The sequence below is a fragment of the Sulfitobacter sp. HNIBRBA3233 genome, assembly GCF_040149665.1.
In the GTDB taxonomy this organism is placed as follows: Bacteria; Pseudomonadota; Alphaproteobacteria; order Rhodobacterales; family Rhodobacteraceae; genus Sulfitobacter; species Sulfitobacter marinivivus.
Genome location: NZ_JBEFLP010000001.1, coordinates 1189889 through 1215745, shown reverse-complemented (window position 1 = coordinate 1215745; position 25857 = coordinate 1189889). Strand labels below are relative to the sequence as shown.

Below are 25857 nucleotides of genomic sequence, written 5' to 3'. Positions count from 1 at the left end.
ATAATGCAGGCGTGCCCTCCGACTGGGCGCGCCCGTTTTTGTGGTGTTGAGGTCGCGGGCAGCAGTTGCTAGCTTCTGCCGGTAGATCAACCAGCGAGGTGCGACATGAGACGGCCTGTCATCGGGATTATCGGAAACAGTCATCTCATCAACGATCAATACGTCGTTCAGGCCGCCGGGGCGATGAACATCAAGGCGGTCGCAGAAGTGGCCGGCGGATTGCCCCTCGTGGTTCCCGCCGATCAGGAAGTGGCTCCGATTGCGGAATTGATGGCCTGCTGCGACGGCTTTCTGCTGACCGGCGGGCGTCCGAACGTGCATCCCGAAGAATACGGAGAGCCCGAGACGGAGGCGCATGGCACCTTCGACCGCAAGCGCGACGGACTGGCGCTTGAGCTGACCCGGGCCTGTGTCGCGACCGGTCAGCCGATCCTCGGAATTTGCCGCGGCTTTCAGGAAGTGAACGTCGCAATGGGCGGATCGCTCTACCCTGAGATTCGCGAATTGCCGGGCCGGATGAACCACCGGATGCCTCCCGACGGGACGATCGAGGAAAAATTCGAACTGCGCCACGATGTCCGCTTTACCAAGGGTGGCGTGTTTCACCGGGTCATGGGCGCGGAAGTCGTCCGTACCAACACCCTGCACGGGCAGGGGATCAAGGCGCCCGGTGGCCGTGTGGTCATCGACGGCTACGCCGAGGATGGCACGCCCGAGGCGATCTATATCGACGGCGCGCCCGGCTTTACCCTCGCGGTGCAGTGGCATCCGGAATACGAGGCCGCGAAGGATCCGGTGTCGCGCCCGCTCTTCGAAGCCTTCGGTCAGGCCGCGTCCGCCTGGGCAGCCGGCCAGCGCCCCGCAGCGCTACAACACGCGGGCTGATAGCGCAGGGCCGACCGCGCTGGCGCACGGACGGCCCGATCCTTTTGCAGGCTACATCTGGCCGCCCGCGATTTCGATGCACTGACCGTTGATACTGCCCGACCCCTCACCGACCAGCCAGTTCGCTGCCGCCGACACCTCGTCGACCGTGATCAGGCGTTTGTGGCGGTTTGCATTGACCATCACATCGCGTGCCGCGTCCTCTGAAATGCCTGCGCGGGCCGATATGGACGCGGTGTTGCGGGTCACGATATCGGTATCGACATATCCGGGGCAGAGCGCGTTGAACGTATAGGGCTTGCCCATGTACTCCTCGCTCAGCGCGCGGATCAGGCCGATCATCCCGTGTTTGGACGCGGTATAGCACGTGGCCCCCGGCAACCCCTTGATCCCTGCCATGGAGGAAATCGCGATCACGCGGCCCCAGTCGGTTTCGCGCATCGTCTTGAGGCTTTCCCGCACGGTCAGGAAGGCCCCGTCGAGGTTGGTGGCCATCATGTCGCGCCAGAATGCCATGTCGGTCTTGTGCGCCGCTTTGCCCGTGGCCAGCCCCGCGTTGGGCACGCAGATCTGCACGGGGCCGTTGCGGTCCACCGCCTGCGCGATCTTGGCGACCACATCGTCTTCGTCGCGCACATCCATCGCCAGCGGCGTCATGGCGTCGGTGGCGACCTCGTCCAGCACTTCCTGCCGGCGACCGGTGATCGTCACATGCGCCCCTTGCGCCGCGAACGACCGGGCGATGGCCAGCCCGATGCCTGTGCCGCCGCCGGTGATGAGGGCGTGTTTGCCTTTGAGTGTCATTATGGTTTTCTCCCGAATTCAGTTCCTCCACAGACTAGGCATGACGCAGCGAAACGCAAACCGGTGCGCGGATAAGTTGAAGGCATGCCGAATCTAGGGGGTGGCGGAAACGGTCGGGTTTCATTATTTCGCCGGATGCGCGTTGCTTGAAATAAAGTTGCGGGAATGTATGCCATTGTATACTGCTAAAAACTGGGCGTTTTGCCCGAAAAAGTGGCGTCGGGGCTTTCAATCTGGGGCCGCGGTGCTTGTGGTCCGTTGGGGGGCGCGCTAGGTCAACTGGACATCTGCGACACGCCAGTTTCGCACCAAACAGGATTTTGGGAGATTTTGAGTGAAGATCGGGACACCTAAAGAGGTATTCGAAGGCGAGCGCCGCGTGGCGATGACGCCCGAGAGTGCGGGACAGTTACAAAAGCTCGGGCATGAATGCCTGATCGAATCCGGTGCGGGCGAACGCTCGGGGTTTGACGATGCTGCCTATGAGGCGGCCGGTGTGGAAGTGGTCAAGACCGCCGCCGCGCTGTGGAAAGCCGCGGATATCGTCGCCAAGGTGCGTGTCCCTGACGATACGGAAATGAAGCGGCTGCGCGAAGGCCAGACGCTGATCTCGTTCTTCAGCCCCGTCGCGGACGAGGCCAAGATGGAGGCCGCCGCCAAGAAGGGTGCCACCGTCGTTGCGATGGAAATGATCCCGCGCATCAGCCGCGCGCAGAAGATGGACGCGCTGTCGTCCATGGCAAATATCGCGGGCTACCGCGCGGTGATCGAAGCGGGCAACAACTTCGGCCGCTTCTTTACCGGACAGATCACCGCGGCGGGCCGTGTGCCCCCGGCCAAGGTTCTCGTCGTTGGCGCCGGTGTCGCCGGTCTGGCCGCGATCGGCACCTCGACCAGCCTTGGCGCGATCACGCTGGCCTTTGACGTGCGCCCCGAAGTGGCCGAGCAGGTCGAAAGCATGGGCGCCGAGTTCGTCTATCTCGATTTCGAGGAAGAGCAGCAGGACGGATCCTCCTCCGGCGGCTATGCCTCTGTTTCGTCGCCCGAGTTCCGCGAGGCCCAGCTGGCGAAGTTCCGCGAACTGGCCCCCGATGTCGATATCGTCATCACCACCGCGCTGATCCCCAACCGCGAAGCCCCCGAGCTGTGGACCGAAGACATGGTCGCGGCGATGAAGCCGGGCTCGGTCATTGTCGATCTCGCGGCAGAGAAGGGCGGCAACTGCAAGCTGACCGTCAAGGACGAGAAGATCGTCACCGAGAACGGCGTTACCATCATCGGCTACACCGACTTCCCCAGCCGGATGGGCACGCAGGCGTCAACGCTGTACGCGACCAACATCCGTCACCTGCTGACTGACCTGACGCCCGAAAAGGACGGTCAGATCAACCACAACATGGACGACGATGTAATCCGCGGGGCGACCATCGCCCATGACAAGGAAATCACATACCCGCCGCCGAAGCCAAAGGTGGCCGCGATTGCGGCACAGCCGAAGAAGGAAAAGGCAAAGGAGCTGACGCCCGAAGAGAAAAAGCAGGCGGAAGTCGAAGCCTTCAAGGCGCAGACCAAACAGCAGGTCGGCCTGCTGGCCATTGGCGGCGCGCTTTTGCTGCTGGTGGGACTGGTTGCACCAGCGAGCTTCATGCAGCACTTCATCGTCTTCGTTCTTTCCGTATTCATCGGTTTCCAGGTCATCTGGGGCGTGGCGCACAGCCTGCACACGCCGCTGATGGCGGTGACGAACGCGATTTCCTCGATCATCGTGCTGGGGGCGCTGATGCAGATCGGCTCGGGCTCCTTCCTCGTGATCATTCTTGCTGCCCTGTCGGTCTTCATGTGTGGGATCAACATCTTCGGCGGCTTCCTCGTGACACGGCGCATGCTCGCCATGTTCCAGAAATCCTGAAGGAGGCTGAATAGATGGAATACGGTTTCACAACAGCCGCTTACGTCGTTGCGGCGATCTTGTTCATTCTCTCGCTTGGCGGTCTTTCGGGACAGGAAAGCGCGAAACGTGCGGTCTGGTACGGTATTGTCGGCATGGCGCTGGCGGTGGCGGCAACGCTGCTTGGGCCCGGTGCGGGCCTGTGGTGGCTGTCTATCCCGCTGATCATCGGCGGCGGTGCCATCGGCTACCAGCTGGCGACACGGGTGCAGATGACGCAGATGCCCGAACTGGTTGCGGCGATGCACAGCCTTGTGGGTCTGGCGGCGGTGTTCGTCGGTCTGAACGCCCATATCGAAATCGGTCGCGTGGCGGCCGCCTTCGCTGATGCCGGCCTGCCGTTCCCGCAGGAAAGCTACGGCACGCTGACGGGCGCCGCGAAAGAGGTTGCCGATCAGTTCCGCGGGTTCGCGGCAATCGTGGCGAAGAAAACCGGTGTCGAGATCAACATCCTGCGCGTCGAACTGGTGCTCGGGATCTGGATCGGTGCCGTGACCTTCACCGGATCGGTCATTGCCTACGGCAAGCTGGCTGGCCGTGTCAGCAGCGCTGCGGAAAAGCTGCCCGGTGGTCACCTGCTGAACATCGCGGCGGCGGTCATCTCGGCGCTCTGCCTGATCTGGTACCTCACCTCCGGTGGCTTCATCCCGCTGCTTCTGCTGACGGTTGCGGCCCTGTTCATCGGGTATCACCTGATCATGGGCATCGGCGGGGCGGACATGCCTGTCGTGGTGTCGATGCTTAACAGCTATTCCGGCTGGGCGGCGGCGGCCATCGGTTTCAGCCTTGGCAATGATCTGCTGATCGTGGTCGGTGCGCTGGTTGGTTCTTCCGGTGCGATCCTGAGCTACATCATGTGCAAGGCGATGAACCGGTCCTTCGTGTCGGTGATCCTTGGTGGCTTCGGCGGCCCTGCGGGTGAGCAGATGGCAGTCGACGGCGAGCAGGTCGCGATCGAGGCGGACGGTGTCGCACAGGCGCTGAACGAGGCCGAAAGCATCATCATCATCCCAGGCTACGGCATGGCGGTGGCGCAGGCCCAGACGGCGGTCAGCGAACTGGTCAAGAAGCTGCGCGCAGCGGGCAAGAACGTCCGCTTTGCGATCCACCCCGTTGCGGGGCGTCTGCCCGGCCACATGAACGTGCTGCTGGCCGAAGCCAAGGTGCCCTATGACATCGTGCTTGAGATGGACGAGATCAACGATGATTTCCCGGACACGGACGTGGCGATTGTCATCGGGTCGAACGACATCGTGAACCCCGCCGCACAGGACGACCCAAACAGCCCCATCGCCGGTATGCCGGTTCTGGAATGCTGGAAAGCCAAGCAGGTCTTCGTGTCCAAGCGCGGGCAGGGGACGGGATACTCCGGTATCGAGAACCCGCTGTTCTTCAAGGACAACACGCGCATGTTCTACGGGGATGCCAAGGCGTCGCTCGACAAGCTGTTGCCGATGATCGACTGATCCCGAGGCACCAGCCACGCGCCCTCAAAAGGGGATGGCTGAGCCACAACAACGGCAAAAGGCGCCCGGCAGCGATGTCGGGCGCCTTTTCCTTTGCCGAACCAGCGTCAGGCGCAATCGCGCCGTGCGGCAAGGAATGACACAAGGCCAAGGTCGATGCGGTTCAGCGCGACCGACCGGGTGGCAACCACTGCCCCCCATGCCCCCAGAAGGTTCGCGGCAACGGCGGCGGCGACGATACCGGTAAACCCTAGGGTCAATGCGCCGACCCATGCCAGCGGCAGATAGATGGCAAAGATTCGCCCGAGGCTCAGGCCCATCGACCACAACGGTTTGTCGCGGGCGTTCATCGCCGAATTTGCACTGACCAGCAGACCGTAGCCAAAGAAGCTGGCACCGACGAAGCGCAGGTATTGCGCGGCGTAGGCCTGATCCGCGTCACCTGCGGCCAGCAGCCCCGCGATCGGGTCCGCGAAGATGCCCAGGATGAGCGCCAGAAAGACACCGTAGCCGGTGCAGAAGATAAAGGCCCAGTGCACCGCATCCTGCGCGCGGTCGCGGGCCTGCGCGCCCCAGTTCTGCCCGACGACCGGTGCAATCCCCGACGAAAGCGCCATCAGCGGCACCAGCGCCACGGATTGCACCCGTGTTGCGGCGCCGAAACCGGCCACGGCGGCGTCTCCGACGGTCGAGACGGCCGCAGTGACCAGCGCCATACCGGCAGGGTTGATCGCATTCGAGAAAGCCGCCGGTGCGCCGACGTTGAATATCCGCTTGGCCGAGCCCGCCAGCCCGTTGAACAACCTGCCGCACCAGCCCAGAAGGCCGCGCCGCCACGCGATGAACAGCGCGATCGAGCTGGCGATGGAGCGTCCGGTCAGGGTCGCAACTGCGGCCCCCTGCATCCCGAGTTCCGGCAGGCCCCACATGCCGAAGATCAGCAACGGGTTGAGCGCGATGTTGATGACGGCCTGGACCACCATCACCACCGCCGATGTCACACTGTCCCCGTGGGAGCGGAAGACCGAATTGGTGATCATCATCAAGACAAGGAACGGAAAGCTCATGGCCCAGTAGGGGGCGTATTGCGCAATCGCCTCGGCGCTGGCGTCATCGGCGCCCATTGCCGCGAAAATAAGCGGATAGGCCAGCCAGAACAGCACCGCGACCGTAATCCCCGTGGCCAGACCGATCCCGATGGCGTGCAGGCCGAGGCGCTGTGTCGCCTCGGCATCGTCACCGCGTCCGACGCCCTGGCTGAGCGCGGCATTGGCCCCCGCGCTCATCCCGATGCTGAGCGAGATGATCGCCGTGGTCACCGGATAGATATACCCCACCGCTGCCAGTTCCGTCTCGCCAAGCTGGCCGAGGAAATAGGCATCGGCCAGACCCACACTCAGCACCGCGAGGATGCCAAAGCTCATCGGGGCGGACATCACGGTCAGGGCTTTCCAGACCGGTCCCTTGGTCAGGTCGCGCTCTCCTTTCTTGCCGGACTGCGGGGCACTGTCCTGGGCGGCATCTGGCATCGGAAATTCCTTCGGGCTTGGGCGAACCACGCAGAACTAGCGCCGTGCGCCGCCGTTCCAAGGCTGCGATACCTTTCCGATAGGCGGCACTGTATACAGCGGTGTCCCTGTTTTGTCTTTGATCGCGTCACTTCTACGTTGCAAGGTGTTGGGGCAGTGCGGCATTTGTGGTGCCGAGACGACCACCGCAAGTTGCCCAAGGAAGTAGGCTCATGCCCCAGATCGAAGACCACCCGCTCCGTTACAGCCTGACCGGAGAGTTGCATGCGCGGCCCTTCCCGGATACCGCGCCTCCGCAGGTGGTGGCGTTTCTCGCGATCAAGCAGTCGGGCGACGCCGCCGCGCGCAACCGCGACAGGTCGCGCGATATGGAGCATCTGGTCAGCCTGCTGAAACACTATGGCGCGCCGCTGCCGGATCGCGACGCCACGCATTACTACGGCGAGATGGGCAAGTACCGCATCAAGTGGGAACAACATACCGAAGTCGTGACCTACACCGCCTTCTGTGATGATCTGAGCGAACGTCCCTTCGACCCGGCGGAATTCGACGTCTTTCCGGCCCGCTGGCTGGAACAGGCACCGGGGCAGCGATTGACCTCGGCCTTGCTGCGGCTGATTCCGTCGCCGCAGGATCCCAAGGAAACCGTGTCGCTGTTGCGCGAATGGTTTGTCCCCGAAAGCATGGCCGTGGCGCATGTGCTGGACGAGGCCGCCGTGGTCGCGACTGATTTCCGGATCGACCCCGCAGGCCATATGCGGTTCGCGGTCTTCGCAGCACCCGAGACGGGCAACCGGCGGCTGGGTCGTATCATCCAGCGCCTGCTGGAGATCGAGACCTACAAGACGATGTCGATGCTGGGGTTTGCCCTCACCCGCGAGATCGGCGCAGAGGTCGGCGTCATGGACCGCCGGATCAGCGACCTCATGGCAAAGATGAGCGCGAAGGAGACGGAGCCGGAGGCGACGCTCGATGCCTTGCTCGATGTCTCGGTCGATCTTGAGAATGTGGTCGCGCAAAGTGCCTTCCGCTTTGCGGGGACGGCGGCCTACAAGGCGATTGTCTACCAGCGGATCGACGCCCTGCGCGAAAACCGCTTTCAGGGTTTGCAGGAGTTCGGTGAATTCATGATGCGCCGCTACGAGCCTGCGATGCGCACCGTCGTGTCGATGGAACAGCGGCTGGAGCGGATGTCCGCGCGGGCCTCGCGCGCGTCGGATCTGTTGCGGACGCGGGTGGACGTGGAACGCTCGGCCCAGAATCAGGCGATCCTTGCGTCGCTGGACCGGCGTGCGGATCTGCAACTGCGCCTCCAGCACACGGTCGAAGGGCTGTCGGTGGTTGCGATCAGCTATTACGCCGTGTCGCTGGTGGCCTATCTTCTCTATCCGCTGACCAACGTGACGGGGCTGAGCAAGGGGATGCTGACCGCCATTGTCACGGTGCCCGTGGTGCTGGTGGTTTGGGGGGCGGTCCGCCGCTTGCGCAAGACGATACAGAAACAGTAGGTCCGTCAAAAGAGCGCGGAAGGCCGCAGCGCCCGTTCCTGCCGGTGCGGGCACCCCGTCAGGGCGCCCGCAGGGGATCAACGGCCGCGGATACGCGGGTCCAGCGCGTCGCGCAGACCGTCGCCGAGGTAGTTCACACTCAGAACCGTCAGCGAGATCAGGATGCCGGGCAGCAGAACACGCTCGGGGTATTCCTGCATCCGGTCCACCGCATCGGCCAGAAGCTTGCCCCAGGTGGGAAAGTCCGACGGGAAGCCGACGCCCAGAAACGACAGCGCGCTTTCGGTGATGATTGCGGTCGCAAGCCCCAGCGTTGCGGACACCATGATCGGCGAAATCACGTTGGGCAGCAGGTGACGGCGGATGATCTTGCCCGGTGTCGAGCCGATGGAGCGTGCGGCAAGAATGAACTCGCGCTCTTTCAGGGCAAGAATGTCGCCGCGCACGATCCGCGCGGTCTGCATCCATGACGTAAAGGCGATGACGCCGACGATCAGTACGAACATGCCCGCCTCGGGCCCGCCAAAGGCCGATGTCAGCGGCTGGCGGAAGAGGGTCACGGCCAGCAGGACCAGCGGCAGGATCGGCAACGACAGAAACAGGTCCGTGAGGCGCATCAGCCAGAAGTCCATCTTTTTGAAGTAGCCGGCGGCGACGCCGATCACTGTCCCGATGAACAGCGCCAGACCCATGGCGGCCCAGCCCACGGCCATGGACACCCGCCCGCCGTAGATCATCTGCGCGAGGATATCGCGGCCCAACTGGTCGGTGCCGAAGGGATGTGCCCATCCCGCCTTCACGTCGCTGTTCCACAGCAGCGTATAGACCGGACGCCAGTCCTTGTTGCGGATATCAAGCTTGGTCGGCTCGATCTGCCAGATCCACGGCCCGAAGATCACCGCAAGGGTGATGAAGATCAGAAAGCCGCCACCAAACACCGCGCCCTTGTGCTTGCGGAACTGGTCCCAGACGTCCTTCCACTGGCTGCGCGGCGGGGCAGAGGGTTCCTTGTCGACGAGTGCGCCGAAGGTTTCGATATCTGCTTCGACGGGGCTTGCGGGTGTTGCTTGCTCAGTCATAGCGGATCCTTGGGTCAAGCACGCCGTAGAGGATATCGGCAATCAGGTTGAAGAGAACGATGAGAATGGCAAAGATGAACGTCAGCGTCATCACCATCGGCAGATCGTTGGCAAAGAGGGCGGTCAGCAGAAGCTGTCCGATGCCGTTCACCTTGAACACGTTTTCGGTGATGATCGCGCCGCCGAAAATCGCGGGCATGCCGAGCGCGATGATGGTGACGACGGGGATCATCGAGTTTCGCAGAACATGCACCATGACCACGACGCTTTCGCCCAGACCCTTGGCGCGGGCGGTGCGCACGTAGTCCTGGTTGAGGTTATCGAGCATCGCCGAGCGCATGTAGCGGCTGATCTGCGCGGTGGTCTGAAGCGCGAGCACCATGACCGGCATGATCATCTGCATGAACTGCAACTTGAAGGTATCCCACGAATTGACGACCAGCGTGGTGTCATAGATCGAGGGAAGCCATCCAAGGCTGACAGAGAAGATCACAATGAGCAGCGGGCCGGTAAAGAACGGCGGGATCGAGAAGCCGATCATGGTCACGAAGGTGCCGGCCTGATCGAAGACCGAATAGTGCCGGTAGGCGGAATAGATGCCGATGGGAATGGCGATCAGGATCCCGACGACATAGCTCAGCCCGACGACCCACAGCGTTTGCGGCATCCGCTGGATGACGATGTCCATGACCGGCGACCGGGTCTGCCAACTGATAACCCGCTGGCGCTGGGTCATCTCGCCCGTGGCCTCGTCCATCACCATGCTCAGATGCGTGTCGGGCAGCCAGCCCAGAAGCGTGCTCGACGTGGTCAGGTAGTCGATGAAGACCGCCGGTTCGACGACGAAGAACTGGTGCAGCCACTTCAGGTACTGGACGTGGATCGGCGCGCCGAGGCCGAGCGCCTCGCGCATCTTCTGTTTGACCTCTGGCGGGACGGTCAGGGGCACCTGCGCCATCGGATCGCCGGGGGCGAGCTGTAGAAGCAGAAAGATCACCAGACTGATGAACAAAAGCGTCGGGATGGACAGGACAAGTCGTCGGATGGTGAAATTCAGCATCGGGCGGCGCCTTTGGTAAGCAGTCTTCAGGTATGGCACGGGCGGGGAAATCCCCGCCCGTATGTTTCAGGATTATGACGGGCGCGTGCCCGCCGCAACCCTTATTCCTTGATGCGGTACCAGTCCGCGACGTTCCACAGTTCGCTGTCCCAAACATTGAGCACAACGCCACCCAGAGTGTTGGATGCAGCGGACACACGGCCACGATCGACGAGCGGCACGATGGTCATGCTGTCCTTGGTGATCATGTCGTTGAGCTGCTTGGCAATCTCGCCACGCTTGTCGAGCTCACCCGTGCGGGCCAGTTCGTCGAGCAGCGCATCGTACTCTTCGTTGCAGAAGCGGTTGATGTTTTCACCCTGCCACTGGCTGGATGGCTTTGGCTCGTTGCCGCAACGGTAGGCCGACAGATACGCCTGCGGGTCTGTGCCGTCGAAGTTGTTGGCGTACATTTCAACGTCCGCATAGAACTTCTGGAACGTGTCGGGCGAACCGGGGTCACCACCGAAGAACACGGAGGCGTCGAGGTTGCGCAACTCGGTTTCAACACCGATCTGGCTCCACCAATCCTTGATCAGCGCCTGGAAATCCTGACGCACGGCGTTGGTCGATGTCTGGTACAGCAGGGAAAGTTCCATGCCGTCCTTTTCGCGCACGCCGTCACCGTCGGTGTCGGTCCAGCCGGCTTCTTCCAGAAGCGCGCGGGCGCCGTCCAGATCCTGTGTCAGGCACTCGGTGTTGTCGGACGCGTAAAGCGCGGGCGCTGGCACGAGGTTACATGTCGGGCGACCTGCCTGACCGTAACCGACTTCGACCAGCAGTTCGCGGTCGATTGCCATCGACAGCGCGCGGCGTACACGCTCGTCCGACAGGATCGGGTGCGGGTGTGCAACGGTCGAACGCTCGCCTTCGGGCAGATCGGGCGACGGGTCTGTCAGGTTCATCTCGATCCGCTCGACCAATGTGCCGAACGCCGAGATCGGCTTGCCCTTGCCGCCTTCGGCCATGTTCGCCAGCACGTCGGGGGCCAGCTGCATGTTCCAGGCATAGTCGAATTCGCCGGTTTCCATGACGGCACGGCCAGCGGCGGTCGCGTCGCCGCCACCTTTGAACGTCAGCGATGCGAAGGCGGGTTTGCCTTCTTCACGGAAGTTTTCGTTGGCTTCCATCTGGATCACGTCGTTCGGACGGAAATCGGTGACCACGAAGGGGCCTGTCCCGATGGGCGAGAAGTTGGCTTCGGTGCACTCGGGTGCTTTCGCGCCAAGGCAGTCAGCGAACTGTGCGGCCTGAATGATGGGGGACTGAGCGCCCATGAACGGGCCGTAGGGGTTCGGCTTGGCTTCGGAGAAGTTGACGGTGACCGTCAGGTCGTCGACGACCTCAACGGATTCGACGCCGTCAAATTTCGATCCCTGCGCGCAGCCGCCTTCTGGGTGCATGCAGTAATCGGCGGTGAATTTCACGTCTGCCGATGTGACGGGCGTGCCATCGGACCAAACGAGGCCCTCTTTCAGCTTCCACGTGATCGACTTGAGGTCTTCGCTCACGCCGCCGTTTTCAACGGTCGGGATTTCGGCGGCAAGATACGGAACCAGCGCACCGGTTTCGTCGTAACGGCCCAGAGGCTCGATGACCAGCGATGCCGATTCGAGGTCCTTTGTCCCGCCGGAGAGGTAGGGGTTCAGGATCGATGGCGCTTGCCAGTAGATGATGTTGAGCTGACCGTCACGGCCGCGCTCGCCCTCGTGACCATCCGCGATGGCCATGGGTGCAAGCGCCGCTAGTGCGACAGCGCCCATTAGGGTTGATTTCAAAGACATTGCGTACTCCTTGTTGGACACACGTATCGGTGTCGGACCACCCGGTACACCGGGCTTGGTTTTGGCTTCACTCCTCCGGAAATAACAACGCCTGCCATCGTGTTGATTTACCTAAGGTAAATTGACATGGCAGTCGCGGCATCCCCAAAGCGCGTGGCGGGATAGAACCACAACCGGTAAAAATTGCAACCCCACTGCCGCGCCGGGCAAGCCGAAATTCCGGGCAGCTTTCGCGGGTGAAGTTCCGTGTCGGGTCGAAAGGGGTACGGTCCTGTTTGACGCCGCTGCGGCTTCGGCTTAGCGTGCGGCAGCACCCCCATCTGAGAGGACAGTTATGCTGGATCAAGCGCCGAAGGGACCGATCGCACGGATCGAGAACCTCAGGGTCGAGTTTCAGACCAAGGACGGCCCCGTTGTCGGCGTCGAGGATGTGTCATTCAGCATCAACCCGGGCGAGACTGTCTGCGTGGTTGGCGAATCCGGTTCCGGTAAATCGGTCTCGTCGCTGTCGCTGATGCGGCTGGTCGAATTCGGCGGTGGCGAAATCGCCGGGGGCAAGCTGTTGTTCGAACGCGCGGGCGGCACCCAGATCGATCTCGGCGCGACACCGCAGGACAAGATGCGCGGTATCCGCGGCAACGAGATCGGGATGATCTTTCAGGAGCCGATGACCGCCCTGAACCCCGTGTTCACGGTCGGCAAGCAGTTGACCGAAGGTCTGCGCCTGCACAAGAAGATGAGCAAATCGCAAGCCGAGGCGCGTGCGCTGGAGTTGATGAAACAGGTGCGTATCCCCGAGCCGGAAAAGCGGCTCGAGCAGTATCCTCACGAGCTGTCGGGGGGCATGCGCCAGCGGGTCGTGATCGCCATGGCGCTGGCCTGCGAGCCGCGCCTGCTGATCGCGGACGAACCCACTACCGCGCTGGATGTGACGATCCAGGCCGAGATTCTGGCCCTGATCGACCGGCTCAAGCGCGAGACCGGCACCGCCGTGATGTTCATCACCCATGATATGGCCGTTGTGGCGCAGATGGCCGACCGTGTGGTCGTCATGTTCCGCGGCAACAAGGTGGAAGAGGGGCCCGTCGAACAGATTTTCGAAAACCCCCAACACGCCTACACGAAGGCGCTGCTGGCCGCGGTGCCCAAGCTGGGCGAGATGACCGGCAAGGATTATCCCGAACCGATGAAGCTGCTGGGCAGCGAAAAGAACGAGATCAAGCCGATCAAGGGCACCGACCAGACGCTGCTGACGGTCAGCAACCTGACGACGCGCTTCCCGGTGACCGGTGGATTGCTGCGCCGCACGGTTGCGAATGTCCACGCGGTCGAGGATCTGTCGTTCGAGATCAACAAGGGCCAGACCCTGTCGCTGGTCGGGGAATCGGGGTGCGGTAAATCCACCGCAGGTCGGTCGATCCTGCGACTGGTAGAGCCGATGTCCGGCGCAGTCGATCTGGATGGCAAGGACATCATGGCGCTCAACCAGCGCGACCTGCGCACGGCGCGGCTGGACATGCAGATGATCTTTCAGGATCCCTTTGCCTCGCTGAACCCGCAGATGAACCTGTCCGATCAGGTGGCCGAGCCGATCCACAACTACGCCACGCTGAAAGGCGGCGATATCGCCAAGCGGGTCGAGATGCTGTTTGACCGTGTCGAGCTGCCTCGCAGTTTCATGCGCCGCTATCCGCACGAACTGTCGGGGGGCCAGCGCCAGCGTGTCGCCATCGCGCGCGCCCTCGCGCTGAACCCGAAACTGATCATCGCGGACGAGGCCGTATCGGCGCTGGATGTCTCGGTGCAGGCGCAGGTACTGAACCTGATGATGGAGCTTCAGGCCGAAATGCAGCTGAGCTTTCTGTTCATCAGCCACGACATGGCTGTGGTAGAGCGGGTCAGCCACTATGTCGGCGTGATGTACCTTGGCCGGATCGTCGAGCTCGGACCGCGCCGCGCGGTGTTCGAAAATCCGCAGCACCCCTATACGCAGGCCCTGATGAAAGCGGTTCCAATCGCGGATCCGCGCAAGCGCAAATCGGAAAAAGAGCTGAATTTCAAACCGATACCGTCGCCCATTCATCCGGTCGGATACGATCCCGAACCAAGCGTCTACCGCGAGGTCGCGCCGGGCCACAAGGTTCTGATCACCGACAGCGGCTATTAACCAGTAAGGATACATCTATGTCTGCGCGCCTCTCTCCGTTCGAGTTGATGGAGAAACTCGTCAGCTTTCCGACCGTGTCGCGGGACACCAACATTCCTCTGGTCGACTGGGTCAGCGACTATCTGGACGGGCACGGCATCACCGCGCACCGCTACATCGACCCCGACCAGCCCAAACACGCGCTGTTTGCCCATGTCGGCCCGCAAGAGGACGGCGCGATCGTGCTTTCGGGCCATACCGATGTGGTTCCCGTCGATGGCCAGCCGTGGGACAGCGACCCGTTCAGCGTCGTGGAACGCGACGGAAAATACTATGGCCGCGGCACCTGCGACATGAAGGGCTTCGACGCGCTCGCCCTCTGGGCGCTGGTGGAGGCGAAATATGCCGGGGTCAAACGCCCGCTGCAGATCGCCTTCAGCTTTGACGAGGAAGTCGGCTGCACCGGCGCGCCTCCGATGATCGAGGCCATGCAGGGCGTGGTGCCGAAAGGCTCTGCCGTGATTGTCGGCGAACCATCGAGCCTGCAGGCGGTGACCGGCCACAAGGGCGGCATCGGTTTCAACACCCACGTCGTCGGGTTCGAGGTTCATTCGTCGCTGCTGCACACGGGCGTGAATGCGATCATGGCGGGCGCCAAGCTGATCGAGTGGGCCAACGCGCGCAATACCGAGAACATGGAGGCCAAGCCGAGTGATCTTGCCGCGATGTTCGATCCGCCGTTCACCACCTGCCATGTCGGCATGATCTCGGGCGGGACGGCGCATAACATCACCGCGAAGGATTGCCACTTCGCCATGGATTTCCGTGTTGTGCCCGGCGAGAACAAGGATGCATGGGCCAGCGCCTATCTGGAAAAGGTGCGCGAGGTCGAAGCCGCGATGCAGGACGTGGTGGCGGATACGCGAATCGAAATCACGCCGCGTTTCGATGTGCCCGCGCTCCAGCCGGAAGACGAAGGCGAGGCCGAAACACTGGTCCGCCAGATCACCGGAGACAACGCCAGCCACAAGGTTAGCTACGGCACCGAGGCCGGGCAATTCCAGGAAGCGGGCTATTCCGCCGTGGTCTGCGGTCCCGGCGATATCGCGCAGGCACACCAGCCGAACGAATTCATCGAAGTGTCGCAGTTCAACGCGGGCCATGATTTCATGCGCAAACTCGTTGACCGGCTGTGTCTATAGAAGCAGCGCGCTGATGGCCGGCTTTCCGATCACCGCGGATCAGCCACCGCGCTATACCCCCGATCTGCCGCAGGACGCCGATCTGGTGGTCATTGGCGGGGGCGTGATCGGCGTTTGCACGGCGCTTTATGCGGCCCGTGGCGGCGCGCGTGTGGTGCTGCTGGAAAAGGGGCTGGTGGCCGCCGAACAGTCAAGCCGCAACTGGGGCTGGATCCGCCAGCAGGGCCGCGACCCTGCCGAATTGCCGATCATGGTCGAGGCGAACCGCCTGTGGCAGAGCCTCGCGCGGGAAACCAACGCCGAAATCGGCCTGACGCGGGCAGGGGTCACCTATCTGGCGCGCGACGAAAAAGCACTGGCCGGATATGAGGCATGGCTGCCGCACGCGCGGGCAAACGGCCTCGACAGTCGCCTGCTGAGCGAGACGGACGTGGCCGCGATGTATCCCGGCATGACGTTTCAGGCCAAGGGCGGGCTGCATACGCCGTCCGATCTGCGCGCGGAGCCTTGGGTCGCCGTGCCAGCACTGGCAGAAATCGCGCATCGCGAGGGTGTCACGATCGTCGAGCACTGCGCGGTGCGTTGCCTCGATATCGCGGCGGGGGCCGTGGCCGGTGTGGTTACCGAACGCGGGCGTATCCGCGCGCCGCGCGTGGTGCTGGCTGGCGGCGCTTGGTCGTCGCTGTTCTTGCGCAATCACGGGCTGGGCCTGCCGCAGCTTTCGGTGCGCAGTCAGGTCGCGGCGACAGAACGGCTGCCCGATGTCGGCACCGCGGCGGCATCGGTTCCGGGGGTGGCATTCCGGCGGCGAGCCGATGGCGGCTTTACCCTTGCGCCGGGATTCGGGCCGGACCTCTATATCGGTCCGGATGCCTTCCGCGCGCTTTTGAAATACCTGCCGCAGCTGCGTGCCGATCCGTTCTTCGCGCGGCTCAAACCGGTGGCACCAGCGGGCTTTCCCGACGCCTGGGGCACCCGCCGGCGGTGGTCTGGCGATGCTCAGAGCCCGTTCGAGCGGATGCGCATTCTCGATCCGAAGCCGGACAAGCGCCGGATGGAGCGGTTGCGCCGGCGTTTTCAGGATCTGTTTCCGCATCTCGGGACGGTCAGGCTGCGCGCGACTTGGGCCGGCATGATCGACACGATGCCCGACGTTGTGCCGGTGGTCGATCACGCGCCGCTGCCCGGCCTGATCGTCGGCACTGGGATGAGCGGCCACGGCTTTGGCATTGGCCCTGCGATGGGCCGGATCCTTGCCGATCTTGCCGCCGGTCGTGATCCGGGTCACGATCTGACGCGGTTCCGCTATAACCGCTTTTCCGATGGCTCCCCCATCGTGCTTGGTCCCGACGTCTGAAGGAGATTTCCATGCCCATCCGCAACAGCTTTGCCGAACGTCACGCCGATATCACCGCCTGGCGTCGCCATTTGCATACGATCCCCGAATTGCAGTTCGATCTGCCCAAGACCAGCGCCTTTGTCGCCGAAAAGCTGCGCAGTTTCGGCATCACCGACATCACCACCGGCATTGCCGAGACGGGTATCGTGGCGGTGATCGAGGGGCGCGGGAACGGCTCGGGGCGCACCATCGGCCTGCGTGCCGATATGGACGCGCTGCCGATCCACGAGGCGACGGGCGTCGATTATGCCTCTACCCATCCGGGCAAGATGCATGCCTGCGGCCATGACGGGCATACCGCGATCCTGCTGGGGGCGGCACAGTACCTCAACGAGACCCGCAATTTCGACGGGCGCGTGGTGCTGATCTTCCAACCCGCCGAAGAAGGCGGCGGCGGCGGCAAGGTGATGTGTGACGAAGGCCTGATGGAGCGGTGGGGCATCGACGAAGTCTACGGCCTGCACAACGCGCCGGAATACCCCGTGGGCGAATTCGCGATCCGCGAGGGCGCGCTGCTGGCGGCGGTCGATTTCTTTGACATCGTGCTGACCGGTAAGGGCGGCCACGCGGCGGCCCCGCACGAGGCGATCGATACCAACCTTGCCGCAGCGCATGTGGTTGTCGCGCTGCAATCCATCGCCAGCCGCAATGTCGATCCGCTCAAACAGGTGGTCGTGTCGACCTGCGTGATCCGGTCCGACAACGATGCGCATAATGTGATCCCGCAGACGGTCCTCTTGCGCGGTACAGTCCGGACGCTGGACACCGGTGTGCGGGATCTGGCCGAAAACCGTCTGACCGAAATCGTGACCCACACCGCGCGCGCGTATGGCTGCAGCGCCGATATCCAGTACGACCGTGGCTATCCTGTCACGATGAACCACGCGGCCGAAACCGTCCACGCCGCCGATGCCGCGGATGCGATCAGCCCCGGGGTGGACCGCAACACCTCTCCGATCATGGCGGGAGAGGATTTTTCCTACATGCTGGAAGAGCGGCCCGGCGCCTATATCATGCTGGGCAACGGGGGCGGGGCCATGGTTCATCACCCGCAGTACAACTTCAACGACGATGCCATTCCGGCGGGCTGTTCGTGGTTTGCCGAGCTTGTCGAAAGGCGTTTGCCGCTCAAGGGCTAGGCCGCGGCAGGCACACGGCTGGCCCTTGGCTGCGGCTTGCGGTAGGAGCCTGTCAATCAGTTTCATCAGGAGATCCCCATGCCCGTCAAGAACCGCTTTGCCGAACTGCACACCGATATCACCGCTTGGCGACGCGATCTGCACGAACACCCCGAAATCCTGTTCGAGACGCACCGCACCTCGGCCACGGTGGCTGACAAACTGCGCGCCTTCGGCTGCGACGAAGTGGTCGAGGGCGTGGGCCGTACCGGCGTGGTGGGCGTCATCAAGGGCCGCGAGACTGCCTCGGGCAAGATCATCGGGCTGCGCGCCGACATGGATGCGCTGCCGATCCACGAACAGACCGGTCTTGAATACGCATCGAAAACCGATGGGGCGATGCACGCCTGCGGGCACGACGGCCATACCGCGATGCTGCTCGGGGCGGCGCAGTATCTGGCCGAGACACGCAATTTCGACGGGACCGTCGTGGTGATCTTCCAGCCCGCCGAAGAGGGCGGCGGCGGCGCCAAGGTGATGTGCGACGACGGCCTGATGGAGCGTTGGGGAATTCAGGAAGTCTACGGCATGCACAACTGGCCGGGCATGGCACCGGGCAGCTTTGCAATCCGCTCTGGTCCTTTCTTTGCCGCGACGGACCTTCTGGATATCGAGATCGAGGGCAAGGGCGGCCACGCCGCCAAGCCGAACGAGACGGTCGACACCACCGTGATCGCCAGCCAGATCGTGGGCGCGTTGCAGACCATCGCCGCGCGCAATGCCGATCCCATCGGCAATATCGTGGTCTCCATCACCTCGTTCGAGACCTCATCTAAGGCCTATAACGTGATCCCGCAGCGGGTGCATCTGAAGGGGACCGTCCGCACCATGTCGCTCGAGCTGCGCGATCTGGCGGACAAGCGCGTGAACGAGATCTGCACAGGCATCGCCTCTGCCATGGGCGGCGAGGCGCGGGTGACCTACCACCGCAACTATCCGGTCATGGTCAATCACGACGAGCAGACCGAATTCGCGGCGAAAGTGGCCCGCGATATCTCGGGCGACTGCGACGAGGCACCGCTGGTCATGGGTGGCGAGGACTTCGCCTTCATGCTCGAAGAGCGCCCCGGTGCCTATATCCTCGTCGGCAACGGCGATACGGCCAGCGTCCACCACCCGCTTTACAACTTCAATGATGACGTCATTCCGGCGGGCTGTAGCTGGTGGGCGGGAATCGTCGAACAGCGCATGCCGATCGCTTGATGACGGGGCAGGGGCGGCCCTATCGGTCGCCCCTGCCAAGCAATTCGCGGTAGATCGCGATCAGCGCACGCGCCTCGCCCTCGATCGAGAAGTCGGTCTCTACCCGCTGTCGCGATGCGATCCGCCATGCGGCAAGCCGCGCGGGATCGGCCAAGGCCGCGTCCACCGCGCGCCCGAGGGCCACACTGTCGCCGGGATCGACCAGCGTGCCGGTTTCGCCCGATGCCACCAAAGCATCAAACGCGCCGACCCGTGTGGCCACGACGGGGCAGCCTGTCGCCATCGCCTCGATCGGGGTCAGGCCGAAACCCTCCCACCGCTGCGGCGCGACGTAGAGATCCAAGACCGCGTACCAGTCCGCCATTCGGTCTGTCGGCACCTCGGGTTTGAACAGGATGCGTTCCGCCAGACCGGCACCCCGCACACGTTGTTTCAGATCCTCAAGAAACGCCTGATCTTTCTCCACGGCGCGCCCCATGACGATGGCATGCGCGCCGGGATGGCGCGGCAGCGTATCGATCATCGCATCAACGAAGGCATCCGTGCCCTTTTGCGCGCGTATCCTGCCGTAGCAGCCGATAAGCGGCCCCTCGACCGGCAGCCCCATGCGCGCGCGCAGTGCAGCGCGGTCCTGTGCGGGGGCGAAAGTGTCGGTGTCGATCCCGTGCATGATGACGGTAGAGGGGCCTTCGAGATAGGCTGCCGTCTTGTCCGAAGTCGCCACCACCGCGTCCATGCGCCGGATCAGCCAGCGTGTCAGCCCCGACTGCTGCCGCTGCGAGGCCGAGGTGAACATCAGCCGCAACCGCTTGCACAGCAGGTGTTTCAGCGCCAGACCGCCGATCATCTCGACGTTGCGGCGGGCGTGCCAGACGCGCGCGCCCGAGGGGCCAGACCGGGGCAGGGTGATCAGACGCGACAGCGGAATCTGCGGCACATGTTCGGGCAGCACCGGGCCGGTTGCCACGATCGCGATGTCGCGCGCCTGTACCGGCACCAGACGCACGACCGTCGCAGTCACACCCGACAGACGGCGTTTGAAGTTTGGCGCGATCACGTCGATGTCGCGCGGATGGGGCGCCTTACCCATGGTCGAGCTCCAGAGCCTTGATCAGCCGCCCGGCAATTGTATCAAGTTTGCCCGTCTCTGCCTTCGCAAAACCTTCGGCAGCCGTGCAGGCGCGGGCGCGCGCAGCGTCGTCGGACAAAAGCGTGGCCACCTGCTGGCCGAGATCCTGTGCATCCGCGACCAGTCGGGCGGCACCGGCGGCTTCCATGGCCGCAAAGGTTTCGGCAAAGTTGAACACGTGGTTGCCCGACAGAACCGTGGCACCCGACTGCGCGACCTCGAAGGGGTTATGCCCGCCGATAGGCCGCAGGGATCCCCCCAGAAACACCACATCCGTCAGCGCGAACCAATTGCCCAGCTCGCCCAGCGTATCGGCGAGATACACCGCACCGCCCGGCGTGTCGCCGCGCGTGCGGCGGGTAGCGGCAAGGCCCGCGTCCGCGATCCGTTGCAGCACTTCGGTGCCCCGCTCGGGGTGGCGCGGCACAAGGATCAGATGCGCGGTGGGGTGGTCTTTCATCACCAGCTTATGGGCGGCCAGCACGGTCTCTTCTTCGCCGGAGTGGGTGGAGGCGGCGACCCAGACGGGGCGGTGGCCCAACGCCGCGCGCGCCTCGAACAGGGTGTCGTCGTCCGTGGGCAGGGGCCCGGCAAAGCTCTTGAGGTTCTGGCCCCGCGCGACCCGACCGGCGGGCGCATGCATCCGTACCATCGCCTCGGCCATGGCGTCGTTCTGGGTCAGGATCAGGTCGAAGACATCCAGAACATGCGCCGCAAGCGCGCCGCGCTTGGCCCAGGATGCGACAGAGCGGTCCGACAGACGCGCGTTGACGAGCGCCATGGTGGCACCGGTGGCGCGGGTGCGACGCAGCATCTGTGGCCAGAGTTCGGATTCAACGAAAACCGCCGCGTCGGGCCTCCAGTGTTTCAGGAACCGCTTCAGCGGCCCCGGTGCGTCCAGCGGCGCGTATTGGTGGACAGCGCGCGGTGGCATCCTGTCGGCAATCAGCTTGGCCGAGGTCGCCGTGCCGGAGGTGATCAGGAACTGCGCGCCGGGTAGAAGAACGCTCATGCGGGTGATCAGCGCCAGCACCGACAGGCTTTCGCCGACCGATGCCGCGTGAAACCAGATCAGCGTGCCCCCGGGCCGCTGCACGCTGGCGTTGCCCAGCCGTTCATGGGCCCGCAAGGCGGATACGCCCGCGCGGCGCAGCTTGCGCGTGACGATCCACGCGGCGAAGGGCAACAGGATGACCGACAGGACCACATAGGCGCGGTAGGCCAGAGGCGCGCGCATTGCGGATCAGCCGCCGGTGTGGCTCATGTGGCGCGGCATCTGCCCATCCAGCGTCTGGCGGGAATAGTCGAAATCGTGGCCGCGCGGTTTGAGGTTGATGGCCGCGCGGATCGCGTCTTCCAGCGGGCGGTCGTCACCGGGATGCGCGCGCAGGGGGGCGCGCAGGTCGGCGCTGTCTTCCTGACCGAGGCACAGGTAGATCTCTCCGGTGCAGGTGATCCGCACGCGGTTGCAGCTTTCGCAGAAATTATGGCTGAGAGGCGTGATGAAGCCGATTTTCTGGCCCGTCTCCTCCAGCCGAACGTAGCGCGCGGGCCCGCCCGTGCGTTCGGCCAGATCGGTCACCGTGTAGTGCTTGGCATATTCGGCGCGCACGTCGCGCAGCGACCAGTACTGGCCCAGCCGGTCCTCGTTGCCGATGTCGCCCATCGGCATGACCTCGATCCACGTCAGGTCCATGTCGCGCTCGGCGCACCATTCGGTAATCTTCGCCAGTTCCGGCTCGTTGAACCCCTTGAGCGCCACGGCATTGATCTTGACCCGCAGGCCCGCAGCCTGTGCCGCGTCGATCCCGCGCAACACCTGCGCCAGACGTCCCCACCGGGTCACTTCGGCGAATTTCGCCTCGTCCAGCGTGTCGAGCGAGATATTCACCCGCCGCACACCGGCGCTGTAGAGCGCGGTTGCGTATTTCTCCAACTGGCTGCCGTTTGTCGTCAGCGTCAGCTCTTTCAGCGTGCCCGCGTCCAGATGCCGTTTCATGTTGTCGAAAAACTGCATGATCCCGCGACGGACCAGCGGCTCGCCGCCGGTGATCCGCAGCTTTTCGATTCCCAGACCGATAAAGGTCGAACACAGCCGGTCCAGCTCTTCCAGCGTCAGAAGCTCTTTCTTCGGCAGAAATGTCATGTTCTCGGACATGCAGTAAACACAGCGAAAATCGCAGCGGTCCGTGACGGAGACGCGCAGATAGGTGATCGCGCGGGCGAAAGGGTCGATCAGGGGTGCATTCATGCCCCAAGTGGTACAGTCGCGGCCGCCGTGTCGCAAGCAGCATTTCCGATCATTGAAGCGCCCGCCGCGGCAAGGTAGCGTGGCGAGATGAATCGTTTGAATACCCCCCTCCCTCTCGTGCTCGCTGCCGCGGCCCTCGGCCTCTCGGCCTGCGCGGCGCTTGGCCCGCGCCAACCCGATGACGCTGCCGCACCACCAGCGGCAGAAGTTGCGGAAACAGCGCCAGATCCTGTCCTGACTTCGGCGCCGCCACCGCCTGAAGCGGCGACAACGGCAGATGCGCTGGATACGACCAGCGCCGCCCAGCGGGCGGAGGCCGCGGCACCCGCCGCCCCCGAAACCGCCTCGCGCAGCCTCGGAACCACGATCGTGAGCCTCGGCAGCCCGACAGAGCCGGGCTTTTGGCTCAAGACGCCGCTGGTCAAGACCCAGACCAAGGGGCGGGTGACGAATCCAGCGACGGGCAAATCCTCGGCTGTCACGCTGATACCCATCGATGGCCCGCCGACCGGCGGCAGCCGCCTGTCGCTTCCCGCGCTGCGCCTGATCGAAGCATCCCTGACAGATCTCACCGAAGTCGAAGTCTCTCTGGAGGAATGATGCCACAGCGCCCGCAACGGCGTGCCGCGCCGAATGGGGCCACAGGGTCCGCATCTCCATTTTGCCCTTAAACTCAATCCCGCCATCTCTGCCCGCACGCGTTTCGCGTTTACCCAAGCAAGCGCGCCCGCGTCAGCAGCGTGGCCGCGCTTCAAAAAAGTCTGTGCGCTAAAGCCCGTCCGCAACCGCGAGAAGCTTCGCGACATCCAGCGTATCGCGCAAGCCACCGGCGCGCGCCGGATCGGACAGGGCTTCGGGCGCGCCGGGATAGGGGTCATGCATCGGGCGGAAGGATGTCTGTGGGCAGACCGTCGATGGTGGTGCGGTTGCGTTCGTCCCAATAGGTCTCGATGCCCTCAGGGCCCCGCGCCTCTGCCCAGTCCTTCAACACGTCCCGCGGGCCGGCGTGGTCGTAGAAAGGCACGGCATAGCCGCAGCTTGTCTGCAGCATGTCGACAGTCATGTCGTAGATTTGCCGCGCGCCCGGCGACGGCTCGAACAGGGCGTTCAGCCCGTCGAAGGCCTCGTCGCGCGGATGCAGCGTGCGCGCGGTGCCGTAGGCCCGCATGATCATGGGCTGGCGTTCGAACCCGCACCACATCAGCGTCATCCGGTTGACCCGCTTGAGGTGACCTGCGGTCTCGTTGCCGGACCCGGTCAGGTTGCGCCACACGATCCGCGTCTCGTCCAGCACCCGCAGGCTGTCCATTCCCTTGGGCGAGATGTTGACGCGCCCGTCCTCGGCGGCAGTCCCGCAAAAGAACAGATGCTGCGCTTCGATGAACCCGCGATGCGCGTCGCCGATGCGGTCGAATTGCGTGGCCATCTATTCCACCGTGACGGATTTCGCGAGGTTCCGGGGCTGGTCCACATCCGTGCCCTTGGCGACGGCCGTATGATAGGCCAGCAATTGTGCGGGGATCGCGTAGAGGATCGGGGCCACCGCATCCGAGACATCCGGCATCTCGATCGTATCCCAGACGCCCTGGCTCGCTTCGGCCAGACCCTCGCGATCGGAAATCAGGATCACCTTGCCCTTGCGGGCCATGACTTCCTGCATGTTGCTGACCGTCTTGTCGAAAAGCGCATCGCGCGGCGCCATGACCACCACTGGCACATTCTCGTCGATCAGCGCGATGGGCCCGTGCTTCAGCTCGCCCGAGGCATAGGCCTCGGCGTGGATATAGCTGATTTCCTTCAGTTTCAGCGCGCCTTCGTGGGCCAGCGGATAGAGCGGACCTCGGCCCAGGAACAGAACATCGCGGGCGTTTGCCAGTTTGCGCGCGGTTTCGCGGACCGCGTCGCTCTGCTCCAGCGCCTCGGCAATCAGCGACGGCAGGCGGCGCAGTTGCGACAGGTGGTCCTCGCGCTGCTCGGGCGTGATTTCACCGCGGTCGGTGGCGGCCTTGATCGCCAGCAGGAACAACACGGTCAGCTGGCAGGTAAACGCCTTGGTCGAGGCGACGCCGATCTCGACACCGGCGAGTATGGGCAGCGCCACGTCGCTTTCACGCGCGATCGAGCTTTCGGGGACGTTGACCACCGAGGCGATGCGCGCGGCCTTGCCGGTGCAATAGCGCAGCGCGGCCAGCGTGTCGGCGGTCTCGCCCGACTGGCTGACAAAAAGCGCGAGGTTGCGCGCGGGGATCGGCGGCTCGCGGTAGCGGAATTCGGAGGCCACATCGACCTCCACGGGCAGGCGCGCGATCTGCTCGAACCAGTATTTCGCCGTCAGGCAGGCCAGATAGGCCGTGCCGCAGGCGACCATGGTGATCCGGTCGACAGTCGCGAAATCGATCTGGGGATCGGGCAGGTTGATATCGCCTGTCGGGCTCAGGTAATGGCGCAGCGCATCGGCGATCACCGCGGGCTGTTCCGCGATTTCCTTGGCCATGAAGTGCTTGTGCCCGCCCTTGTCCACGCTGGCCGAACTGATCTGGATGGTGCGGATTTCACGTTCCACGGCGGTGCCTTGTGCGTCGAAGACACGCGCGCCCGCGCGGGTGACGATGGCGTAGTCGCCTTCCTCGAGATAGCTGATCCGGTCGGTCAGCGGCGACAGCGCGATGGCGTCCGAGCCTACGAACATTTCCGTGTCACCGTACCCGATGGCCAGAGGAGACCCGCGCCGCGCGGCGATCATCAGGTCGTCCTCACCGTCGAACAGGAAGGCCAGCGCGAAAGCGCCTTGCAGCTTGCCCAGCGTCTTGATCGCGGCATCGGTGGGCGACAGGCCGGTGTTCATGTGATGCTCGGTCAGCATCGCGACCGTTTCGGTGTCCGTATCGGTCGAGGGGGTCAGCCCCTCGGCGGCCAACTCGGCCCGCAATTCGCGGAAATTCTCGATGATGCCGTTGTGCACCACCGCCACCGGGCCCGAGCGGTGCGGGTGGGCGTTGCCGACGTTGGGCTCTCCGTGGGTGGCCCAGCGGGTGTGGCCGATGCCGGATTTTCCCGCCAGCGGCTCGTGCACCAGCAGATCGCCAAGGTTGACAAGCTTGCCGACCGCGCGACGGCGGTCCAGCGTGCCTCCGTTGACCGTCGCGATCCCCGCACTGTCGTAGCCGCGATATTCAAGGCGTTTCAGCGCCTCGACCAGTATCGGGGCCGCTTCGTGGTTGCCCAGCACTCCGACGATTCCGCACAT

At 63.9% G+C, this 25857-nt stretch carries 20 protein-coding genes; 10 read left to right on the top strand and 10 right to left on the bottom strand.

Going from position 1 to position 25857, the window contains the following annotated elements; all coding sequences use genetic code 11:
* The first annotated feature begins 105 nt into the window (after positions 1-105).
* On the top strand, positions 106-885 hold the full coding sequence (locus ABMC89_RS05815) for a gamma-glutamyl-gamma-aminobutyrate hydrolase family protein (RefSeq protein WP_349566138.1): 780 nt from the start codon (positions 106-108) through the stop codon (positions 883-885).
* 51 nt (positions 886-936) lie between these two features.
* Here ABMC89_RS05815 and ABMC89_RS05810 read toward each other — a convergent pair whose 3' ends face one another.
* Positions 937-1689, bottom strand: a complete 753-nt coding sequence (locus ABMC89_RS05810) for an SDR family NAD(P)-dependent oxidoreductase (RefSeq protein ID WP_349566136.1) — start codon at positions 1687-1689, stop codon at positions 937-939.
* A 334-nt stretch (positions 1690-2023) separates the two neighbouring features.
* Between ABMC89_RS05810 and ABMC89_RS05805 the strand changes: the two genes are divergently transcribed.
* Both ABMC89_RS05805 and ABMC89_RS05800 read left to right on the top strand, forming a co-directional pair.
* Positions 2024-3598, top strand: a complete 1575-nt coding sequence (locus ABMC89_RS05805; RefSeq protein ID WP_349566134.1) for a Re/Si-specific NAD(P)(+) transhydrogenase subunit alpha — start codon at positions 2024-2026, stop codon at positions 3596-3598.
* A 14-nt stretch (positions 3599-3612) separates the two neighbouring features.
* On the top strand, positions 3613-5103 hold the full coding sequence (locus tag ABMC89_RS05800; protein WP_349566132.1) for an NAD(P)(+) transhydrogenase (Re/Si-specific) subunit beta: 1491 nt from the start codon (positions 3613-3615) through the stop codon (positions 5101-5103).
* Positions 5104-5210: 107 nt separating this feature from the next.
* On the opposite strand, the gene ABMC89_RS05795 is transcribed toward ABMC89_RS05800, so the two are convergent.
* Positions 5211-6632: an MATE family efflux transporter gene (locus ABMC89_RS05795; protein ID WP_349566130.1), complete on the bottom strand. Its 1422-nt coding sequence runs from the start codon at positions 6630-6632 to the stop codon at positions 5211-5213.
* Positions 6633-6844: 212 nt separating this feature from the next.
* Between ABMC89_RS05795 and ABMC89_RS05790 the strand changes: the two genes are divergently transcribed.
* A complete protein-coding gene (locus ABMC89_RS05790; RefSeq protein ID WP_349566128.1) occupies positions 6845-8140 on the top strand; it encodes a DUF3422 family protein in 1296 nt (431 codons plus the stop codon).
* A 77-nt stretch (positions 8141-8217) separates the two neighbouring features.
* On the opposite strand, the gene ABMC89_RS05785 is transcribed toward ABMC89_RS05790, so the two are convergent.
* From ABMC89_RS05785 to ABMC89_RS05775, 3 genes are all read right to left on the bottom strand, one after another.
* Complete coding sequence (locus ABMC89_RS05785; protein WP_349566126.1) at positions 8218-9219, bottom strand: ABC transporter permease; 1002 nt, start codon at positions 9217-9219, stop codon at positions 8218-8220.
* Positions 9212-10279 (bottom strand): ABC transporter permease, encoded by a 1068-nt coding sequence (locus tag ABMC89_RS05780; RefSeq protein ID WP_349566124.1) that lies wholly within the window; start codon positions 10277-10279, stop codon positions 9212-9214. The genes ABMC89_RS05785 and ABMC89_RS05780 overlap by 8 nt, the downstream gene beginning before the upstream one ends.
* Positions 10280-10380: 101 nt before the next feature.
* Positions 10381-12102: a peptide ABC transporter substrate-binding protein gene (locus ABMC89_RS05775; RefSeq protein ID WP_349566122.1), complete on the bottom strand. Its 1722-nt coding sequence runs from the start codon at positions 12100-12102 to the stop codon at positions 10381-10383.
* A 334-nt stretch (positions 12103-12436) separates the two neighbouring features.
* Here ABMC89_RS05775 and ABMC89_RS05770 point away from each other — a divergent pair, with 334 nt between their 5' ends.
* The 5 genes from ABMC89_RS05770 to ABMC89_RS05750 all read left to right on the top strand — a co-directional run bounded on the left by ABMC89_RS05770 (position 12437) and on the right by ABMC89_RS05750 (position 19230).
* Positions 12437-14269, top strand: coding sequence for an ABC transporter ATP-binding protein (locus ABMC89_RS05770; RefSeq protein ID WP_349566120.1), 1833 nt, complete (start codon positions 12437-12439; stop codon positions 14267-14269).
* Positions 14270-14286: 17 nt separating this feature from the next.
* On the top strand, positions 14287-15450 hold the full coding sequence (gene argE / locus ABMC89_RS05765; RefSeq protein ID WP_349566118.1) for an acetylornithine deacetylase: 1164 nt from the start codon (positions 14287-14289) through the stop codon (positions 15448-15450).
* 13 nt (positions 15451-15463) lie between these two features.
* Positions 15464-16807 (top strand): NAD(P)/FAD-dependent oxidoreductase, encoded by a 1344-nt coding sequence (locus ABMC89_RS05760; RefSeq protein WP_349566116.1) that lies wholly within the window; start codon positions 15464-15466, stop codon positions 16805-16807.
* An 11-nt stretch (positions 16808-16818) separates the two neighbouring features.
* Positions 16819-17988 (top strand): M20 aminoacylase family protein, encoded by a 1170-nt coding sequence (locus tag ABMC89_RS05755; protein ID WP_349566114.1) that lies wholly within the window; start codon positions 16819-16821, stop codon positions 17986-17988.
* Between the two features lie 78 nt (positions 17989-18066).
* Positions 18067-19230 (top strand): M20 aminoacylase family protein, encoded by a 1164-nt coding sequence (locus ABMC89_RS05750; protein WP_349566112.1) that lies wholly within the window; start codon positions 18067-18069, stop codon positions 19228-19230.
* Positions 19231-19249: 19 nt separating this feature from the next.
* On the opposite strand, the gene ABMC89_RS05745 is transcribed toward ABMC89_RS05750, so the two are convergent.
* The 3 genes from ABMC89_RS05745 to moaA are packed head-to-tail and all read right to left on the bottom strand — an operon-like array spanning position 19250 to position 22610.
* Positions 19250-20320 carry a glycosyltransferase family 4 protein gene (locus tag ABMC89_RS05745; protein ID WP_349566110.1) on the bottom strand — a complete coding sequence of 357 codons (1071 nt, stop codon included), beginning with the start codon at positions 20318-20320 and terminating at the stop codon, positions 19250-19252.
* Positions 20313-21596 carry a 3-deoxy-D-manno-octulosonic acid transferase gene (locus tag ABMC89_RS05740; RefSeq protein ID WP_349566108.1) on the bottom strand — a complete coding sequence of 428 codons (1284 nt, stop codon included), beginning with the start codon at positions 21594-21596 and terminating at the stop codon, positions 20313-20315. The genes ABMC89_RS05745 and ABMC89_RS05740 overlap by 8 nt, the downstream gene beginning before the upstream one ends.
* 6 nt (positions 21597-21602) lie before the next feature.
* Positions 21603-22610, bottom strand: coding sequence for a GTP 3',8-cyclase MoaA (moaA, locus tag ABMC89_RS05735; protein ID WP_349566106.1), 1008 nt, complete (start codon positions 22608-22610; stop codon positions 21603-21605).
* An 87-nt stretch (positions 22611-22697) separates the two neighbouring features.
* On the opposite strand from moaA, the gene ABMC89_RS05730 reads away from it, so the two are divergent.
* Positions 22698-23210, top strand: a complete 513-nt coding sequence (locus tag ABMC89_RS05730; protein ID WP_349566104.1) for a hypothetical protein — start codon at positions 22698-22700, stop codon at positions 23208-23210.
* A gap of 274 nt (positions 23211-23484) precedes the next feature.
* Here the strand turns inward: ABMC89_RS05730 and ABMC89_RS05725 are convergent, their stop codons facing one another.
* On the bottom strand, positions 23485-24036 hold the full coding sequence (locus ABMC89_RS05725; protein WP_349566102.1) for a pyridoxamine 5'-phosphate oxidase family protein: 552 nt from the start codon (positions 24034-24036) through the stop codon (positions 23485-23487).
* Positions 24037-25857, bottom strand: coding sequence for a glutamine--fructose-6-phosphate transaminase (isomerizing) (gene glmS / locus ABMC89_RS05720; RefSeq protein WP_349566098.1), 1821 nt, complete (start codon positions 25855-25857; stop codon positions 24037-24039). It lies immediately after the preceding gene.

Bases quoted from the DNA above. Each gene is read 5' to 3' on its own strand.
- ABMC89_RS05745 (WP_349566110.1), bottom strand. From the start codon at position 20,320: ATGGGTAAGGCGCCCCATCCGCGCGACATCGACGTGATCGCGCCAAAC.
- ABMC89_RS05785 (WP_349566126.1), bottom strand. From the start codon at position 9,219: ATGACTGAGCAAGCAACACCCGCAAGCCCCGTCGAAGCAGATATCGAA.
- argE (WP_349566118.1), top strand. From the start codon at position 14,287: ATGTCTGCGCGCCTCTCTCCGTTCGAGTTGATGGAGAAACTCGTCAGC.
- ABMC89_RS05740 (WP_349566108.1), bottom strand. From the start codon at position 21,596: ATGCGCGCGCCTCTGGCCTACCGCGCCTATGTGGTCCTGTCGGTCATC.
- ABMC89_RS05760 (WP_349566116.1), top strand. From the start codon at position 15,464: ATGGCCGGCTTTCCGATCACCGCGGATCAGCCACCGCGCTATACCCCC.
- ABMC89_RS05810 (WP_349566136.1), bottom strand. From the start codon at position 1,689: ATGACACTCAAAGGCAAACACGCCCTCATCACCGGCGGCGGCACAGGC.
- ABMC89_RS05780 (WP_349566124.1), bottom strand. From the start codon at position 10,279: ATGCTGAATTTCACCATCCGACGACTTGTCCTGTCCATCCCGACGCTT.
- glmS (WP_349566098.1), bottom strand. From the start codon at position 25,857: ATGTGCGGAATCGTCGGAGTGCTGGGCAACCACGAAGCGGCCCCGATA.
- ABMC89_RS05795 (WP_349566130.1), bottom strand. From the start codon at position 6,632: ATGCCAGATGCCGCCCAGGACAGTGCCCCGCAGTCCGGCAAGAAAGGA.
- ABMC89_RS05800 (WP_349566132.1), top strand. From the start codon at position 3,613: ATGGAATACGGTTTCACAACAGCCGCTTACGTCGTTGCGGCGATCTTG.
- ABMC89_RS05755 (WP_349566114.1), top strand. From the start codon at position 16,819: ATGCCCATCCGCAACAGCTTTGCCGAACGTCACGCCGATATCACCGCC.
- moaA (WP_349566106.1), bottom strand. From the start codon at position 22,610: ATGAATGCACCCCTGATCGACCCTTTCGCCCGCGCGATCACCTATCTG.
- ABMC89_RS05770 (WP_349566120.1), top strand. From the start codon at position 12,437: ATGCTGGATCAAGCGCCGAAGGGACCGATCGCACGGATCGAGAACCTC.
- ABMC89_RS05775 (WP_349566122.1), bottom strand. From the start codon at position 12,102: ATGTCTTTGAAATCAACCCTAATGGGCGCTGTCGCACTAGCGGCGCTT.
- ABMC89_RS05730 (WP_349566104.1), top strand. From the start codon at position 22,698: ATGAATCGTTTGAATACCCCCCTCCCTCTCGTGCTCGCTGCCGCGGCC.
- ABMC89_RS05790 (WP_349566128.1), top strand. From the start codon at position 6,845: ATGCCCCAGATCGAAGACCACCCGCTCCGTTACAGCCTGACCGGAGAG.
- ABMC89_RS05725 (WP_349566102.1), bottom strand. From the start codon at position 24,036: ATGGCCACGCAATTCGACCGCATCGGCGACGCGCATCGCGGGTTCATC.
- ABMC89_RS05815 (WP_349566138.1), top strand. From the start codon at position 106: ATGAGACGGCCTGTCATCGGGATTATCGGAAACAGTCATCTCATCAAC.
- ABMC89_RS05750 (WP_349566112.1), top strand. From the start codon at position 18,067: ATGCCCGTCAAGAACCGCTTTGCCGAACTGCACACCGATATCACCGCT.